Annotated in this window: 13 protein-coding genes and 1 tRNA gene; 5 read left to right on the top strand and 9 right to left on the bottom strand. The window is 33.0% G+C overall.

The annotated features are described in order from the left end of the window. Nucleotides 1-82: 82 nt before the first annotated feature. Nucleotides 83-153: transfer RNA gene (locus AC2A1D_RS07670), tRNA-Gln, on the top strand. A 48-nt stretch (nucleotides 154-201) separates the two neighbouring features. Here the strand turns inward: AC2A1D_RS07670 and AC2A1D_RS07665 are convergent. From AC2A1D_RS07665 to AC2A1D_RS07630, 8 genes are all read right to left on the bottom strand, one after another. Beyond that, complete coding sequence (locus AC2A1D_RS07665; RefSeq protein ID WP_484043043.1) at nucleotides 202-1,446, bottom strand: DUF6804 family protein; 1,245 nt, start codon at nucleotides 1,444-1,446, stop codon at nucleotides 202-204. Between the two features lie 29 nt (nucleotides 1,447-1,475). After that, nucleotides 1,476-2,018, bottom strand: a complete 543-nt coding sequence (locus AC2A1D_RS07660; protein ID WP_484043042.1) for an SH3 domain-containing protein — start codon at nucleotides 2,016-2,018, stop codon at nucleotides 1,476-1,478. After that, a complete protein-coding gene (locus AC2A1D_RS07655) occupies nucleotides 2,019-3,089 on the bottom strand; it encodes a type I restriction endonuclease (protein WP_484043041.1) in 1,071 nt (356 codons plus the stop codon). A gap of 5 nt (nucleotides 3,090-3,094) precedes the next feature. Further along, entirely contained in the window at nucleotides 3,095-3,427 is a 333-nt protein-coding gene (locus tag AC2A1D_RS07650; RefSeq protein WP_484043040.1) for a YegP family protein, read from the bottom strand. 11 nt (nucleotides 3,428-3,438) lie between these two features. After that, nucleotides 3,439-3,588: a hypothetical protein gene (locus AC2A1D_RS07645; protein ID WP_484043039.1), complete on the bottom strand. Its 150-nt coding sequence runs from the start codon at nucleotides 3,586-3,588 to the stop codon at nucleotides 3,439-3,441. A 142-nt stretch (nucleotides 3,589-3,730) separates the two neighbouring features. Further along, nucleotides 3,731-4,393, bottom strand: a complete 663-nt coding sequence (locus AC2A1D_RS07640) for a DNA-binding response regulator (RefSeq protein ID WP_484043038.1) — start codon at nucleotides 4,391-4,393, stop codon at nucleotides 3,731-3,733. Continuing rightward, nucleotides 4,386-6,026 (bottom strand): ATP-binding protein, encoded by a 1,641-nt coding sequence (locus AC2A1D_RS07635; protein ID WP_484043037.1) that lies wholly within the window; start codon nucleotides 6,024-6,026, stop codon nucleotides 4,386-4,388. Before AC2A1D_RS07635 ends, AC2A1D_RS07640 begins: the two co-directional genes overlap by 8 nt. 57 nt (nucleotides 6,027-6,083) lie before the next feature. Continuing rightward, nucleotides 6,084-6,281, bottom strand: a complete 198-nt coding sequence (locus tag AC2A1D_RS07630) for a hypothetical protein (RefSeq protein ID WP_484043036.1) — start codon at nucleotides 6,279-6,281, stop codon at nucleotides 6,084-6,086. A gap of 389 nt (nucleotides 6,282-6,670) precedes the next feature. Here AC2A1D_RS07630 and AC2A1D_RS07625 point away from each other — a divergent pair, with 389 nt between their 5' ends. Beyond that, nucleotides 6,671-7,609, top strand: a complete 939-nt coding sequence (locus AC2A1D_RS07625) for a hypothetical protein (RefSeq protein ID WP_484043035.1) — start codon at nucleotides 6,671-6,673, stop codon at nucleotides 7,607-7,609. A 40-nt stretch (nucleotides 7,610-7,649) separates the two neighbouring features. Here the strand turns inward: AC2A1D_RS07625 and AC2A1D_RS07620 are convergent, their stop codons facing one another. Continuing rightward, nucleotides 7,650-7,943: a helix-turn-helix domain-containing protein gene (locus AC2A1D_RS07620; protein ID WP_484043034.1), complete on the bottom strand. Its 294-nt coding sequence runs from the start codon at nucleotides 7,941-7,943 to the stop codon at nucleotides 7,650-7,652. A 178-nt stretch (nucleotides 7,944-8,121) separates the two neighbouring features. On the opposite strand from AC2A1D_RS07620, the gene ccoN reads away from it, so the two are divergent. The 3 genes from ccoN to AC2A1D_RS07605 all read left to right on the top strand — a co-directional run bounded on the left by ccoN (nucleotide 8,122) and on the right by AC2A1D_RS07605 (nucleotide 16,621). Further along, a complete protein-coding gene (gene ccoN / locus AC2A1D_RS07615) occupies nucleotides 8,122-10,401 on the top strand; it encodes a cytochrome-c oxidase, cbb3-type subunit I (RefSeq protein ID WP_484043033.1) in 2,280 nt (759 codons plus the stop codon). Between the two features lie 18 nt (nucleotides 10,402-10,419). Beyond that, nucleotides 10,420-11,307 carry a cytochrome c gene (locus AC2A1D_RS07610; protein WP_484043032.1) on the top strand — a complete coding sequence of 296 codons (888 nt, stop codon included), beginning with the start codon at nucleotides 10,420-10,422 and terminating at the stop codon, nucleotides 11,305-11,307. A gap of 283 nt (nucleotides 11,308-11,590) precedes the next feature. Next, the gene (locus AC2A1D_RS07605) at nucleotides 11,591-16,621 is read left to right on the top strand and encodes a translocation/assembly module TamB domain-containing protein (protein WP_484043031.1); all 5,031 of its coding nucleotides are present in this window, start codon (nucleotides 11,591-11,593) and stop codon (nucleotides 16,619-16,621) included.

Here is a 16,621-nt window from a genome sequence, read left to right as displayed (position 1 = left end):
ACGAGAAAGTAAATTTAAAAAAAACTTTAAAATTACTTGCAAATAATTAAAAAAGCTGTAAATTTGCACCACTTAAACAAACAGACTCATGGTGTAGCGGTAACACTACTGATTTTGGTTCAGTCATCTGGGGTTCGAATCCCTGTGAGTCTACAAAAACCACTCTTTTGCAAGAGTGGTTTTTTGTTTATGTAAAGTTAATTACTTTTTTTTTGATAAAATATTTTTAATGATAGGTTCAAGATTTGTAGGTAAATCTGCATCTTTAATTTGAAATTCCTTCACATTCATTTCTTTCAACCAATTTTCCCAATATACCTTAATCACATCACCTTCAAAAGGACTGCTCTTTTGCGGATTAACTCCCAAAACAATTACTTCCAAATTATCCAAACCTTCATTTGCTTTTATAAAACCGAAGTTTTCATGTTCAATCTTATTTTTAAAATCAGACTTGTTCAATTTAATTGATTTTACCAATTCGGGAGTAAGATATGAAGTCTTATGATCTTCAGAAAATTTGGAATCTTTATGAAACATATAACCGTCTGTTAAAATAAATAAGACGTTTCTATGTTTATCTTTTATGCAATAATCATTAACTTTATTTTTGAAAAATCCCCAAATATCGGAACCTATATAATTTTTATCTTGAATCGCAGACTGATAAATTTTTGATGGAAGCTCTGAATATTTTTCATCAACTATTTTTATATTTTCTTTAGAAGTATTTTTATCAAACGAAACCTTAAGTTGTTTTGCCAAATCATTAATTTGGGAATCTGAAGGTTCAGGATTAAAAAATATCTGCATTTGATCATCAAGTTGAATAACTTTTTTACTTTTCAAATGATTTATAAACCCTGTCTTTATCGCTTTAATATATTCTAAATCTCTTTGATAATATTCCATTGAAGGATTTGGATATTTTTCAGGATCAATTCTGTCTGAAAGATCAATCATAATACTCACGTTAAGATTTTTACTATATCTTGATAAGTCTGAAATTTCAGGTTTTTCATCGTTCTTACCTTCTTCAGCCTTCTTATCATGGTTATTGTTATTGTTTTTACTTGATGTGGGTTTAATAATTCTGTCTCTGCTTAAGGTTTTAGTTTGCGTGAAGACTTCTGGTTCGGTTTCTTCAGGTATTTCTTTTTGCTTTTGTCTGATAAAAACTAGGAAAAGGAATAGCAAACCAGCGATAATATCAATTGGAATCCAAATACTTTTTAGATTGAAATGAATTGGAAAAACAGGATTAAATAATATGCAAATAATTCCAAAAACAGCTACCCAATGATATTCTTTTTGCCTTGCGAAATAATACACAACAATTCCAGCTACAGTAAAAATTACAATTCTAAGAAATGTATAATACAATAATGGAAGAGGCAGAATAGCGATGAAGCAACATATTGCTGTAAAGATGAAAAGCTGTTTCATGATAGTTTAGTTTTAAATTTGCAGTCATTTCATCGCACGCTCACCTTATAAACAAAGCCTTCCACGTTAGAATCATAGACTCTTATTTTGTACCAATCTCCTTTTTCAGAAAGCAAAATCAGTTTGGTATTCTTTTTCACCTTTTTTAAGACGGGAAATTCTTTACCTGCTCCTTTTCTAATATTTACAGTTTGATACACTACATAAAGTAAATTTTCATCATAAAGAAAATCACCAGATTTATATTGATAAACGGCCGTTTTCTTTTTAGCTGAGTAAAATGTTGTGGGAGTACTAAAATTGGAAGTCTTAGATTTCGATGATGTACTTTTTCTTTTTTTAGAAGAATAATAATTGTATGTAGAAGAACTTCTTCCCGACGAACTTCCACTACACACACCACAAGTTCCGCCAGAACCGCAATGGCCACATCTTGAGCAATTAGAACAAGCAGTACAATATGCAGAACCTGTACATCTCCCGTTATGACCGTTTTTATCTGGTTTTGAAAAAGAGAAAAACGATAATGCAAGCAAGACTATTCCAGAAATTAGAAGTATGAGATTTTTCATTTAATTATAATTTTCAATGGTTTGATGAAGTTCATTTCTATGGTTATAAATCTCGTCGAGAGAATCAAGATTAATTCTTTCGCCTGAATCTTTTCCGTTGTGGAAGAGTTCTATTAATTTCCTACTTGCCCCAAAATGAAACCTACAAATTGGTTTTCTGTTATTATCATCTAGTAAAATTCCAAAGTATGACTGAGTATCTCTGTAAGCAATTCTTTCTGCCGGAATTTTTTCTCTCAATATTGCCTTCACAATTTGAAAAGCTTCTAATTCTTCTTCAGTCGTTACAACTTTAGGTGCATCATTATTGTCATCAATATTTGCTGTTGTGGGAATGTTTTTTTCCGTTTCTATATTATCATTAATTACCAATGCAGATTTTAATCTTGAGCTTATCGATTCAGAAATAGAAATATTTAAAGCTCTTTTAGTGTATTCTTTAAAACCAACCATTCTACTTGCAATAAGAGGTCTTTCAAAAAAACGACTTACCAACATTTTGACTAATTCGTCTGATGGATTTTCAATTTCCTTTTTAAATTCTTTTCTAATCGCTTTAATGTATTTCAAAGCTTCTGCAGAGTCTAAAATAGACTCAAGATTATATCCAGATTTGGTAAAACTTTCCAGAACTTTTATTGAATTGTCTTTCAAATCGTCTAAATTAATAGTGAGAAATGGCTTCTCATCCATTATATTAGGTTTCTCCAAATCTGTGTAAAAATTATAGGTAATTCCGTTGGTAAGAACACCAAATCTAGCCTTTGAAACATGATAATAACGATGAAGCTGAGAATTATGGGCGTCTGCATTTTCTTTCCAGTTCTTACATTCAATAATAAGAATATGCTCATCGTCTTTTTTGATAACAAAATCTACTTTTTCACCTTTCTTGGTTCCTATATCTGCTATAAATTCGGGAATAACTTCAGTCGGATTAAAAATATCATATCCTAAAATCTGAATAAAAGGCATTACAAAAGCGGTTTTGGTAGCTTCTTCTGTTTGTATCTGATCTTTGAGACCATTTACACGCTGGTGCAGCTGTTCTAGTTTAAGTTTGAGTTCCATGGTTTTTAGTTTGTTTCGTCAATAGTTTCAGCAGTTGGAGCGTAATTTTTCACGGAAGAAATTCCGTTTTCCATTCCTTGTTTTGTAGAATACAATTGGCTTTTACCAATGATTTCGCCATTCCCAGCTTTCAGAACAAAATAATCTTTCTCATTTGTTGAAATCCTTCTTTCATACCTAGAATCTATCTGTGAATTGGTTTTTACAGATTCAATCCCGTTTTTGCAACCTGCTTTCTGAACATAACCTTCACTTGTTAAGATTATTTCTCCATTGCTTGCTTTTAGATTAAATTGATATTCTCCGTCTTTTCTTTTCGTGATGATGAATTTTCCCATAGTTATTATTTTTAATTTTTACACCCATTCTTTTCACAAGTGATTTTAGAATTAGTATTTGTCCAATGATCCGAATGAACAGTTGTATCTGTTCCACATCCTGTTGTTCCTCCTTTTTGTCCTTTATGAACAATTCCTGTTGGTTTATGCTCTATAGCCATAGTAATATTATTTTTATTGTTTAACATTCCAAAAATATAAAACACTGAAAATCATTCCTTACGGAAAACCGTAAAACACAATTTCAAAATAAAAAACCCTTTCAGATATTTCTAAAAGGGTAAATATTTTTAAAGATGATCATCAAATTATTCCAAGATCTTTGCAAATCACAATCATTTCTATGTTGTTTTTTGCATGAAGATAATCTCGCAATTCATTCAAGCGCTTTTCAATAGAGCTTCTGCTACAAGGTTGTATTTTATTTTCCTTAAAATGCGCTTCTATTTCAATTTGGGAAAAACCTTGCGAAAGAAGTTTGAGTAGAGATGTGTCGTAATCTTTAAATTCAAAAGAATAATTGCGCATAGAATTAAGGATTTCTTGCGGAATTACTGTCTCTCCTTTGTAAACCTTTTTCATGGTGTTTTTCAACACTTTACCATCATTTCTGCCTTTACTTACAAAACCATTGATATTATATTTCTTATAAAGTTCTTCAATTATTTTAGGTTTATTTTCAATTGAAAAAACTAAAATTTTTAAAAGAGGTTGCAGCTCTCTCGCTTTTTCAATCAATTCTTGACCAGAATTTAGGTTTTGTTTTGTATAATCTGCATCAAAAGACAAATCTGTGATCAATAAATCATAAGGTTCTTTGTCTTCCAGCGCTTTATTTAATCGTTGTAAGGCTTCATCGCAATAACTTACAAATTCAAAATCCTGAATCTGCATCTCTGTTAAAGTATTGATGACGCCTAAATTTCTTATTTCATGGTCTTCGGCAATTAGAATTTTTTTAAACATATTTCGAATGTTTTGGAACTGTAATTTGAATAATTAATCCACCCTTTGGATTTTCTTCAAAAGTAATATCTCCGTCTATTGAAGCAATACGGTTTTCCGTATTTCGAAGCCCTGTTCCTTTTTTAATTTCTAAATCTTTGATACCAACGCCGTTATCGGTATATTTTATGCGTAAATAATCTTGATTTTTCTCAAATTTAAGAGATGCTAATTTTGCCAGGCTGTGCTTTTTCATATTCACCAAAATCTCGCGAACAATGTAGTAAAGCTCCGATTGTGTTTCTGCAGACACGTTTTCCCAAAAACCCTCATAATATTCAACTGGCAAAACTCTTTGATTTTCTGAGGAATATGAATTAATCATTTTCTGAAATCTAGAATAAAAATCTTTTTCTACGAGCTCATCTTGAGCAATATCCCTTGATTCTTCGTACATTTTTTCGATTCGGTTTAGTACTTTTTCTTTATCTAAATCAGGCTGATTCTGAATTTCTATCATAGTATGATACAGCCCATTCGCAACCACATCATGCACTTTTTTGGAGTATTTTAGCTCTGTGTTTTTTACTTCGATGAGTTTTTCTTGCTCCATCCGAATTTTCCTTCTCCTGTATAAAACAAGACCAATAAGCAGAATAAACAACAAAACCATTACAATAATTTTATTTTGCAAGATTCTCACATCTTTCTCCGCATTTTGAGTATTGATTTTTTCTACATCAAACCTCACTAATGCAAATTGATTTTTGTCTCTGTTTCTAGCATCTTGTAAACTATCATTAATGGAATTGTAAAGAGTAAAGTTCTTATAATAACTTTCTGGTTCTAAAGAAATAATTCTCTGAAGCGCAGTAATTCTATCTTGAGCACTACGATTTTCTGTAGCTATTTTATACATTTCTTTAGCAAAAGACAGTGATAAGTTTTTGTCTTTTGCTAAATAATATGTTGATAAGGTTTCATAGCTAGAATTTAATCCTTGTTTATCATTATCAGCTTTTCTGATTTCTAAAGCTTTGTATAATTCCGGTAAAGGATTGTAGTTTTTGCTGTTTAAGTATTTAGCTTTGGCATAATTGTTTAAAGCTCTAGAATAATTATAACTGCTATCTGCTAATTTTGCTTTTTCTAAATAAGTTATTGCTAAATTGAGTTTGCCGGAAGTAATTAAGACATCACCAATATTATTATAGCAAACGTATTTATCTTCCTTTTCATCCACATATTTTAGCGCTTTTAAATAAAAATTATAGGCATCATTAAAATTTTTTAGGTAATTAGATGAAATTGCTAAGTTGTTATAATTTGTTGCAAGTCTGCATTTAAAAACACTATCTTTTACTTTTCTAAGGTATTTATTTGCTTCAAGTGAAGATTCAATACTTCCATAAAAATCACCATTATCACTTTGAATTAAAGCCATATTAATCAAAGAATTACCAACTCCTAAAGAATCATTAGTTTTTATATATTCATTCTTTGCTAAATTGTAATAATAAAAAGCAGAATCTTTACTTTTAGCTTCTCTATAAATTCTTGCTTTTTTATAATAATCATTATCGGGTGTTCCTATTTCTTTTTTCTTGCACGAAAACAGAAATAAAAACAAAATTAATAGCGATAATATTTTCATAGTTTAGTTTTCTACAAAATAACAAAAAAAGAGTAGATTAGCTCTACTCTTTAAAAATTATGGTTGCGAAAACGGCGGTGGCGGCAATTGTCCTGTGTTTCCACCAACAGGACCACCTCCTTCATATCCAGTATCTGTTCCATCGCCGGAATCCGTTGTAAGTGTCGTTACTTGTCCGTTACTATCATTTGCTGATGTTGCTGTGTTTTGATTTCCAAATGCTAAACCTAATAGCAATAAAATAATTTGTATCATTTTTTTCAAAAAATTTAAATGTTAAAGCATTCGTGTTCTTCCTTGCGAAGCAGATCACAAGTAGTTTTACACGTTAAAAAAATTAGAAGCGCTTCTTAAATTTTTTGGGAAGTAACCTTCAAAAACGGAAGAGAAACATCTGCTTCCCAACCCAGAGTTTTCTTCCGTTTTATCAGGTGATTTTAGAAATCAGTTTTGTAAATTTGTTTTTATAATGTTTTGTTTATCATTGATTTCTTTTACAAATTTCGAGTTTACACGTCCAAATTCCTAGACAGAGAATAGACACGAAATAGACATTTAAAATGGTTTATTTACGGAAAACCGTAATGTTTTAGACAAGGTTTTGTCTAACTTAGACAGGGGGATTAATTCTTCAAAGAAAACTTATGTATGAAAAGAAGAAAATATTAGTAGAAAGTGCGTTTGAGCAGGCAAAAAAAGAGCTAAAAAAAGAGAACGCATCAAAAAATTATGTCGCAGAATATCTTAATGCGCATTTCGAAAATGTATTTGGCTCTGCTAAAACAGAGAAAATGTTTGAAAGATATTACACCGATCTTGTACAAAAGAACATTGATCGATATATCGACGAGATCACTTTAGACCAGCTCAGTAAATACATCGGTTACAAAAACTATGACGATTTCTGTGAAAATGGAAAGTCTACTGAGTTTAATGAAAGCTCCGGCTTTACAACCGTAAATGTAAACATCGATGAGAAAGGCAATTCAGAAAAAAGGGAATCTAAGTTTATCATTAATATCACAACCAATCCTATATTCAAATTACAAGAATTTTTCGCAAAGCAAAGCAACATTGGTATTATTGGAGCCCTGTTTATAGCAGGCATTCTAGGAAATAAGTATATTATTAATAAAAAAGAAGAAAATTCTCTTGCACAGCCTCTTTTAGCTGAAAGCCAAGCAACTAAAACTGATTTTGGAATAGAAAAAAAAGAAACTTTAGAACCCAACATTCAATTTGTATCGCAAGAAAATAATAATGATAAAGAAATTATCCGAATAAAATCCCAAGAAAACCAGTGTATGTTTTGGGATGGGCAAAAATATATACCCGAAAATTGCAACTCTACGCAACAGAGAATGGTTGCGCTGGATTTGAAATTGGTCGATAATTTCAAAAAAATAACAACACCTGATACAATTACTGAAAAATCAATTCAAAAAATTTGGTACTCTAAATCTAACAACAAAATAGAGTTTTTCACAAGTGACGGAGAAAATCCTGAAAACGGGAAAGAACTAAAACATGTAACGAAATATATCTGGACAAAATATATTTTTAATAAAATATATTCAGATTAAAATACAACTTGATTAATTTACAATGCGATTGATTTAATTTTCACTTAAACTCTTTTGGAATCTCGATATTATTTTGCTTCATATAATCCAAAAGCTCTAAGTACTTTTCTTCATAATCATCTCCTCCACATTTGTGCGATATGCTGCAAATATCTGACGGTTTAATATCTAGAATTTCTGAAATTTTGGTAAGAATTTCAAGATTCATTTTAACTTTAGAATTTTCTATATCAGAATATGCTTTTTGAGAAATTCCCATCTCAAAAGCCATATATTCTTGTGTATAATCTTTGTCTCTGCGTATTTTTCTGATGCTTTGTCCACAAATTTTCATCCTGTAATGTTTTTAGAAGTTTACGGTATATTTTAGAAGTTTACCGAATAGCTTACAACAAAGGTAGTCAATACCTTTGTCAAAACATTATTACTCAACATGATATTTATGTATAAACTTTAAAATATTCACTTTTTATTGTTTTACTAAATATCAGTCTGGTCAATACTTAATACTTATGGAGACGCAAAAATTTAATTATGACAATTCAATCGTCAGAGCATTTCTCTATGCAACGATTGCATTTGGACTGGTAGGATTTTTATTGGGTTTAACAGCTGCCTTAATGCTTTTCTACCCAGAATTACCTGAATTTCTTTTCGGAACTGATGATACTACGATAAAAAGTTTAGCATCGGGAAATATTCAAGGTTTAATAAATACTCAAGGAGCTTTAGGATTCGGGAGAATTAGAATGCTTCACACCAGTGCCGTAATTTTTGCTTTCGTATGTAACTCATTTTTCTGCGGCGCATACTACTCTATGCAGAGACTTCTAAAAACCAGAATGTACAGCGATACTTTATCTTGGATTCATTTCTGGACATGGCAAATTATGATTGTAAGTGTGGTAATTACTTTCCTTATGGGGATCAACACTTCTAAAGAATATGCTGAACACGAGTGGCCAATCGATATTTTAATTACGATTTCTTGGGTAGTTTTCGGAATAAATATGTTCGGAACTATCGCTAAGAGAAGAGTAAGACATTTATATGTAGCCATTTGGTTTTTCATGGGAACTTGGCTTGCTGTGGCAATGCTACACATATTCAACAATCTTGAAGTTCCTTTATCATTCACTTCTTGGAAATCATATTCTATCTATGCAGGTGCAAAAGATGCATTGGTACAGTGGTGGTACGGTCACAATGCAGTGGCATTCGTATTAACAACTCCGGTTCTTGGTTTAATGTATTATTTCTTACCAAAAGCGGCAGACAGACCTGTATTTTCATACAAATTATCAATCATACACTTCTGGTCTTTAATCTTCGTATATCTTTGGGCAGGACCACACCACTTGCAGTACACCGCATTACCAGCTTGGGCACAAGCAGTGGGAACAGGTTTCTCGATTATGCTGATTGCACCATCTTGGGGAGGAATGCTGAACGGGCTTCTTACTTTAAGAGGAGCTTGGGATAAAGTAAGAGAAAACCCAATCTTAAAATTCTTCGTGGTAGCCGTTACTTGTTATGGTATGGCAACTTTTGAAGGACCTCTTTTAGCAACAAAATCATTAAATAAAATTGGGCACTACACAGACTGGGTTATTGGGCACGTACACATCGGAGCTTTAGGATGGAACGGTTTCATGGCTTTCGGAATTGTATATTACTTGATTCCTGTAATGTGGAGAACGCCACTTTGGTCTAAAAAATTAGCCAACTGGCATTTCTGGTTGGGAACTTTAGGAATTATTTTCTACGCTGTGCCTATGTATATTTCAGGATTTACACAAGGTTTGATGTGGAAACAATTCAACCCAGACGGAACTTTACTTTGGAAAAACTGGCTTGACACGGTTACAGCAATTATTCCATATTTCCAGTTGAGATTCTTAGGAGGTTTATTCTATATCTCAGGAGCGATTTTAATGGTTGTAAACGTAATAAAAACCATCAAAGCTGGTTCATTCCAGAAAGATGTTCCTGCAGAAGCTCCTGCATTAGCCAATATTTCTGATGCAAGAAAATCAGGAGAAGGCATTCACCTTTGGTTAGAAAGAACTCCAACATTAATGGCTGTACTATCCTTAATAACTGTAGCAATTGGGGGCGCGATAGAAATTATCCCAACATTAACTTTAAAACAGAGTGTACCAACAATTTCAGCGGTAAAACCATATTCACCACTAGAATTAGAAGGTCGTGATCTTTACATAAGAGAAGGTTGTAACTCTTGCCACTCGCAAATGATTAGACCTTTCCGTGACGAGATCGTACGTTTTGAAGGTAAAAACGGACAGTATTCTAAAGCTGGAGAATTTATCTACGACAGACCATTCCTTTGGGGATCAAAAAGAACAGGTCCAGATTTGCATAGAGAAGGAGGCAGAAACCCAGATTCTTGGCACTTCAAACACATGTACAACCCAAGACTTACCTCTGCAGGTTCTATTATGCCGCGTTTCCCTTGGTTAATCGCCAACAGACTAGACAAAGCTAAAATGGTGGATAAAATGAAGTTGATGAAAAACTACTTCGATGTTCCGTATAGCAAAGCAGAAATCGATTCAGCAGATTCTTGGGCAAATAATCAAGCCAAAGGAATTGTAAAAAGAATTTACTCTGAAGCTACCGATGTAAAAGAACAAATGGAGAAAAACAAAAAAGAAAAAGGTAGCGAGTTTATTCCGCTAGAAGACAGAGAAATCGTTGCTATGATTGCTTACCTACAAAGATTGGGTACAGATATCAAAACAACTCAGGTAAAAACAGCAAGTATAAAATAACGCAAAATTGTACTTAACATGAAAACGAGAACCCCGATTTTTATACACATACTTATTACTGTCGGTTTAACAGTAATGGCGTTCGAAATGTTTGCACAGGATTCTGGCTATTTATCTTCACCATTCTTTTGGGGATTGATGATTATTGTAGTGATTCTTCTTCTCATCATGAATTCTATTGGAGATTTAATAGAAGACCAAAATTTCACCAAACTAACAGAAGAGCAGAAAGCAGAATATTTAAAAGAAAAAAACACGCCTTATTTTCAAAAACTTTGGAATTCGGCTTTCAATAAACAATCTGCAAACGAAGAAAAAGACATTCTTATTGACCATGGTTTCGACGGAATTACAGAGCTAGACAACTCTCTTCCAAAATGGTGGCTTGGTTTATTTTACTTCACAATTGCGTTCTGTGTTATTTATCTTGTTGCATTCAGCTTTACAGATTACGCACATCCGGAAGCAGAACTGAATACAGAGACAAAAAAAATGCTAGCTTCTATCGAAGAGTTTGAAAAAACAGCTCCTCAAATCAATTTAGAATCAGCAAAATATACCGCCGATAACATTACAGAAGGCGAAGAACTTTTCAAAACCAATTGCGTTACTTGCCACGGCGACAACGGAAAAGGAGGAATTGGTCCTAACTTAACCGACACGCACTGGATTAACATCAAACAGGAAAGTTTATTTAAAAACGTTTTCTGGATGCTTGAAAATGGCTCTCCAAACAACCCTACGATGAGACCTTTCATTAAAGAAGGAACCATTACAGGAAGAGATGCCGAGAAAATTGCAGCCTACATTTATCACATCAACCAAGAGAAAGCGCCAATCACGCAGAAAAACGGCGGTGCAGCACCACAAGGTGAAGTTGCACAATGGAAAGCTTCTAACGATTAAAAACTTTTAACCTCCATAATAGAGCCTCCTTTCGGAACTAACATTTGAATTTTTCATTTTTACAAAACCTTTTCAACACTTAAAAAAATGAACGAAAGGAGGCCTTTTTTACAAAACAAAATCCTCAACTTTGGCTGTCTGACGCTAACTATTCACTTGACCTAAATTAATAAATTCCATTTAGACGGCCAAAGCAGGATTTTTTTCACTTTTATGGCTTAATCATTGCAGTAGGAAATAATACGACCTTTCTCGAAATGTTGAATCTGCAAAAAAGCCTCTATTGAAACTAACAATCAACTATCGAAAACTCTTAAAACGAATCGGAATATTTTTTATTTCGATTATTTTGCTTCTTACCATTCTCCTTTTCAGTTTGCGTCTTCCGGCTGTTCAAAACTTCATCAAAGACAAACTCATTGTTTATTTAGAGAAAAAAATTAAAACAAAAGTAAGTTTAGAAAAGGTTTATGTAGGCTTCCCAAACAATCTAGTAATCGAAAATTTATATCTGAAAGGGCAAAACATCGATACGCTTCTTGCGGTAAGAAAATTCGATGTAAGTCTCGATATGTGGCAGCTTTTAAAGTCTAAGGCAGACCTTACTTCCATAGATTTAGAGGGAGTTCGAGCGAATGTCGTGAGAAATCCAAAAGGAGATTTCAATTTCGATTATATCATCAATGCTTTTGCCACTTCAGAAAAAGAAGAAAGTACTTCAAAACCGTTTATTATCTCTTTAGACAAAATAATTCTGAAAGATATTGGAGTTACTTTCGACGATCAACAAGCGAAAAATGATATTAACGTTTACTTCAAATCCTTTAATACAACGGTAAAAACTTTTGATCTTCAAAATAATAAATATGCAGTAAATAATATTGATCTTGATGGTTTAAAACTAAAATTAAAGCAAGACCTTATTGAAGAAGTCGCCAAAAATGTAGACCAAAAAGTAGATTCTCTAAATCAGCAAAAACCGATGGATATTGATCTGAATTCGGTAAAATTCACCAATTTTAATATCGATTACGGAGATGATAACACAAAAACTTTCGCAAAAGTTATCTTCAAAGAACTCAGCACGAATATTAATGATATTGATCTTCAAAATAATTTCTACAACATTGCAGGAATCAAGCTTCACGGCGCAAAAATTAATGCGAATCTAAACCTTCCCTCAACACAAAAAACACCTTCTGCCAAGACAGAAAGTTCTTCAAATAACTCAAAAGAAAATCAGATGAAAGTTCTTTTGGGAAAACTAACGCTCTCCGATATTCAAGCGGTTTACAACAACACAGCTATCGCTCCTACTCCATCCGGAACAGATTTTAATCATCTTGATTTTCCTGAATTAAAACTGGATTTGAGAAACTTCAAAATGGAAAACAATCAATTTTCCGGAAAGGTAATTTCTGCTGAAATCCAAGAAAAAAGAGGTTTAAATATTGAAGAATTCACCACAGAATTTGTGTACGCTGAAAAAGACGCTTCGCTGAAAAACCTTTATTTAAAAACTCCAAAAACCATTTTGCGAGACGAAATCGTTTTAAACTATAATTCCATCGAGCAACTTACCGCAAATCCAGGAGCCGTTAAAATTTCAGCCGACATTCGTGATTCTAAAATTGGTTTTTCTGATATTCTAAATCTCGTTCCATCATTAAAAAACACAGCGCCTTTTAATAAATATCCCAACGCAATATTAAAAGTAAACGCTTTTGTTAGAGGTTCTGTAAACGATTTGGCCATTCAAAATCTGAAAGTTTCCGGATTGAATGATTTAAAAGTTTACGCTTCAGGAAAAATTAAAAATGCGATGAATCCTGAAAATCTGTATTACGATTTGAACGTTACAGAATTTGCGACATCTTCAAAAACGATATATAATTTAGTTCCGAAAAATACAATTCCGAGCAACATCACCTTGCCGTCTTTCTTCACTGTTCGTGGTTCAGCAAAAGGGACAACACAAGTTATAGATACCAATTTGCGCCTAACTTCTACTTTGGGAAATGCTGCAATAATCGCAAAAGCAGATCTTCGAAGAAAAAACAGAGAAACGTTTGATGTAAAAGCCAATCTTCAAAATTTACAAATCGGAAAAATCATTCAAAACAAAGAATTGGGAAATGTAACGGCACAAATTTCTGCAAAAGGGCAAAGTTTTGATCCTAAAATAATGAATGTAAAGTTGAACGGAGACGTAAAATCTGCAACCTACAAAGGTTACACCTACCAAAACATGAAGCTGAATGGAAAAATAAACCGTGGAGTTTACGATATTCTTTTAGACTCAAAAGATCCAAATGCAAATCTTCATCTTGCGGCTTCTGGCGTTTACAACGAAAAAAATCCAACCATAAAACTGAACGGGAACATCAATAAATTAGACATTCATAAACTTGGATTCTACAGTTCACCCATGATTATCGCCGGTGGAATTGATGGTGATTTTACCAATCTTGATCCCGATTTTCTCAATGGATATTTAAAATTAGAGCATTTTGCCATTTCAGACACGAAAGAAATTTACCCAGTTCAAGAAGTTGTACTGAATGCAAAAGCGAGTTCAGATTCTACTTTCATACAACTCAATTCTCAAATTGCCGATGTAGAAATTAACGGAAAATATAAACTGACACAAATTTTTGGAGCTTTAAGCCAAACTTTTAATCAGTATTATCAATTTCAAAAACCAGATGCAAAACAAAAAATTGATTCCGGACAATATTTTACCATCAACGCAAGTCTAAAAAATGATGATTTAATCAGAAAATTTGTTCCGGATTTAAAGAGCTTTGAAACCATTCATATTGACGGAAATTACAATGCAGACTCACAAATTATTGAGTTGGATGCTACAGTTCCTCAGGTTTTGTATGGAACAAATACCTTAGAAAATACAAGTTTAAAAATATCAAATCAAAACCAAGCGTTGCAATATAATTTGGACGTTTCCGCTCTAAAAAGTGAAAGTTTTGCTTTAAATAAAGTGAATATTAATGGTGATATTGCTCAAAACATCATCAATTATAACATTACGATAAAAGATGATAAAGACGAAACACAATTTTTGATTGCAGGAAATGCAAAAACAATGAACGACATCACAGAAATCTCTTTAAAACCCAACGGTTTAAAACTGAATTACATGGACTGGAACGTTGATGAAAACAATAAAATTCAGATTTACAACCAAGGGATTATTGCCGATCAATTTAGATTATCCAATTCTGGGGCGGAAATTTCTTTGCAATCAGAAAACAACTCACCCGCAAGTCCGCTAAATGTTTATTTGACAAATTTTAAAATTGAAACCATCACAGAAATCATCAAAAAAGATTCTCTTTTAGCGAAAGGAACCATCAACGGAACGGCTCAACTAAAGGATTTAACGAAAAATATGACGTTCACTTCGGATATTGATGTCTCCGATTTGTTTGTCTTCGGAAACCCTGTCGGAAACCTCGACATTAAAGTAGATAACCAATCATCGAGTCTTCTTCAAGCAGATATTGCTTTGTCTGGGAACAACAATGATGTGAAAATCTTTGGAAATTACAGCACTTCGTCGAGCAGTTTCGATATGAATTTAGACATGAATCAGCTTCAAATGAAAACTTTGCAAGGCTTCACGATGAATTCTATTACCAACACAGAAGGCTATCTTTCGGGAAATCTAAAAATTACAGGAAATACCGATGCGCCCAATATTTTAGGTGATGTAAAATTGAATAATGTTGGGTTGATGATTGCCGAAACAGGAAGTGATTTCAGAAATATTAACGACAAAATAGATTTTACCAATCGCGGAATTGAGTTTAACAACTTTAAAATAAAAGACAAAGATGGAAATTCTCTTCGCATTAACGGTCAGGTTTTAACGCAAACCTACAGAGATTTCGATTTTAATTTAGATGTAAACGCTAAAGACTTTAAAGTGGTAAATTCAGAAAAATCAAACGACGCTTTGATGTACGGAATCCTTTCTATAGATGCGGCTTTACAAATAAGAGGCGACTTAAATTTACCAAAAGTTGATGGAAGATTGGCCGTCTCAGAAAAAACAGATTTTACCTTTATTTTGCCGCAATCGAGCCCATCGTTACAGGAAAGAGACGGTATTGTAGAATTTATCGATCAAGACCAAGTTGCTTTAAACCAAACCATAAAAGCAGATTCTATCGACACCCAAAGTCCGTTGAAAGGAATGGACGTAAATGTAAATATTGAAGTTGATAAAGAAGCAAAAATGTCGATTATTATAGACAAAGCCAATGGAGATTTTGTAAAACTTCAAGGTGAAGCAGATCTTACCGGAGGAATTGATCCTTCAGGAAAAACAACTTTGGTAGGCGTTTATCAGGTTGAAAAAGGAAGCTACGAAATGTCTGTAAGCGTACTTAAAAGAAAATTTGAAATCCAAAAAGGAAGCACCATAACTTGGACTGGAGAACCAACGACAGCAAATCTAGACATTACCGCCGTTTACAAAACCGAAGCTGCACCTATAGATTTGGTAGAACAACAAGTAGATCAAAACGAGCTGAACCAGTATAAACAAAGAATACCTTTCAGTACTTTGCTTATTTTGAAAGGGGAATTAATGAAACCTCAAATTTCTTTTGACATTACCACAGAAGAAAAAAACAATGCCGTTTCTTCGGATGTAACTTCTTCGGTGGATGCAAAATTAACACAACTTCGAGAAGATGAAAACGAAATGAACAAACAAGTTTTTGCTCTTCTTTTACTGAACCGATTTATTGGTGAAAACCCTTTCCAAAGCAATTCTGGTTTGTCGGCGGAAACTATGGCAAGACAAAGTGTGAGTAAAATTCTTTCGCAGCAAATAAATAATCTTGCAGCAGATCTTATTAAAGGTGTTGATCTAAATTTCGACCTTGAATCTACAGAAGACTACTCTACCGGAACTCAAAATACTAGAACAGATTTGAATGTAGACATCAGCAAAAAACTGTTAAACGACAGATTAAAAGTTTCTGTAGGTTCCAATTTCGGGCTTGAAGGTGAAGCCAGACAAAACGAAAACACCACCAATATTGCGGGAGATGTAACCATAGATTACGCACTTTCGAAAGACGGAAGATATACTTTGAAAGCGTATCGTAAAAACGAATATCAAGTAGCATTGCAGGGTCAGATTGTAGAAACGGGGCTCGGTTTTGTAATCACTTTAGACTATGATCAATTCAAAGATATTTTCAGAAAATCGAGAAATAAAAGGAATAGAGAAGTCATTCAGAATAAAAGAAATAAAAATCAAGACGTCGTAGAATTCAAATAA

This window comes from Chryseobacterium sp. HNCC26DJ239 (assembly GCF_057180445.1).
The sequence above is the reverse complement of the archived record's forward strand: the minus strand, read 5'-3'. Positions and strand labels throughout refer to the sequence as shown.

What these genes read in the sequence shown, in the direction of transcription:
- AC2A1D_RS07660 (WP_484043042.1), bottom strand. Translation starts at nt 2,018, where the DNA reads ATGAAAAATCTCATACTTCTAATTTCTGGAATAGTCTTGCTTGCATTA.
- ccoN (WP_484043033.1), top strand. Translation starts at nt 8,122, where the DNA reads ATGGAGACGCAAAAATTTAATTATGACAATTCAATCGTCAGAGCATTT.
- AC2A1D_RS07655 (WP_484043041.1), bottom strand. Translation starts at nt 3,089, where the DNA reads ATGGAACTCAAACTTAAACTAGAACAGCTGCACCAGCGTGTAAATGGT.
- AC2A1D_RS07665 (WP_484043043.1), bottom strand. Translation starts at nt 1,446, where the DNA reads ATGAAACAGCTTTTCATCTTTACAGCAATATGTTGCTTCATCGCTATT.
- AC2A1D_RS07650 (WP_484043040.1), bottom strand. Translation starts at nt 3,427, where the DNA reads ATGGGAAAATTCATCATCACGAAAAGAAAAGACGGAGAATATCAATTT.
- AC2A1D_RS07610 (WP_484043032.1), top strand. Translation starts at nt 10,420, where the DNA reads ATGAAAACGAGAACCCCGATTTTTATACACATACTTATTACTGTCGGT.
- AC2A1D_RS07640 (WP_484043038.1), bottom strand. Translation starts at nt 4,393, where the DNA reads ATGTTTAAAAAAATTCTAATTGCCGAAGACCATGAAATAAGAAATTTA.
- AC2A1D_RS07630 (WP_484043036.1), bottom strand. Translation starts at nt 6,281, where the DNA reads ATGATACAAATTATTTTATTGCTATTAGGTTTAGCATTTGGAAATCAA.
- AC2A1D_RS07645 (WP_484043039.1), bottom strand. Translation starts at nt 3,588, where the DNA reads ATGGCTATAGAGCATAAACCAACAGGAATTGTTCATAAAGGACAAAAA.
- AC2A1D_RS07620 (WP_484043034.1), bottom strand. Translation starts at nt 7,943, where the DNA reads ATGAAAATTTGTGGACAAAGCATCAGAAAAATACGCAGAGACAAAGAT.
- AC2A1D_RS07625 (WP_484043035.1), top strand. Translation starts at nt 6,671, where the DNA reads ATGTATGAAAAGAAGAAAATATTAGTAGAAAGTGCGTTTGAGCAGGCA.
- AC2A1D_RS07635 (WP_484043037.1), bottom strand. Translation starts at nt 6,026, where the DNA reads ATGAAAATATTATCGCTATTAATTTTGTTTTTATTTCTGTTTTCGTGC.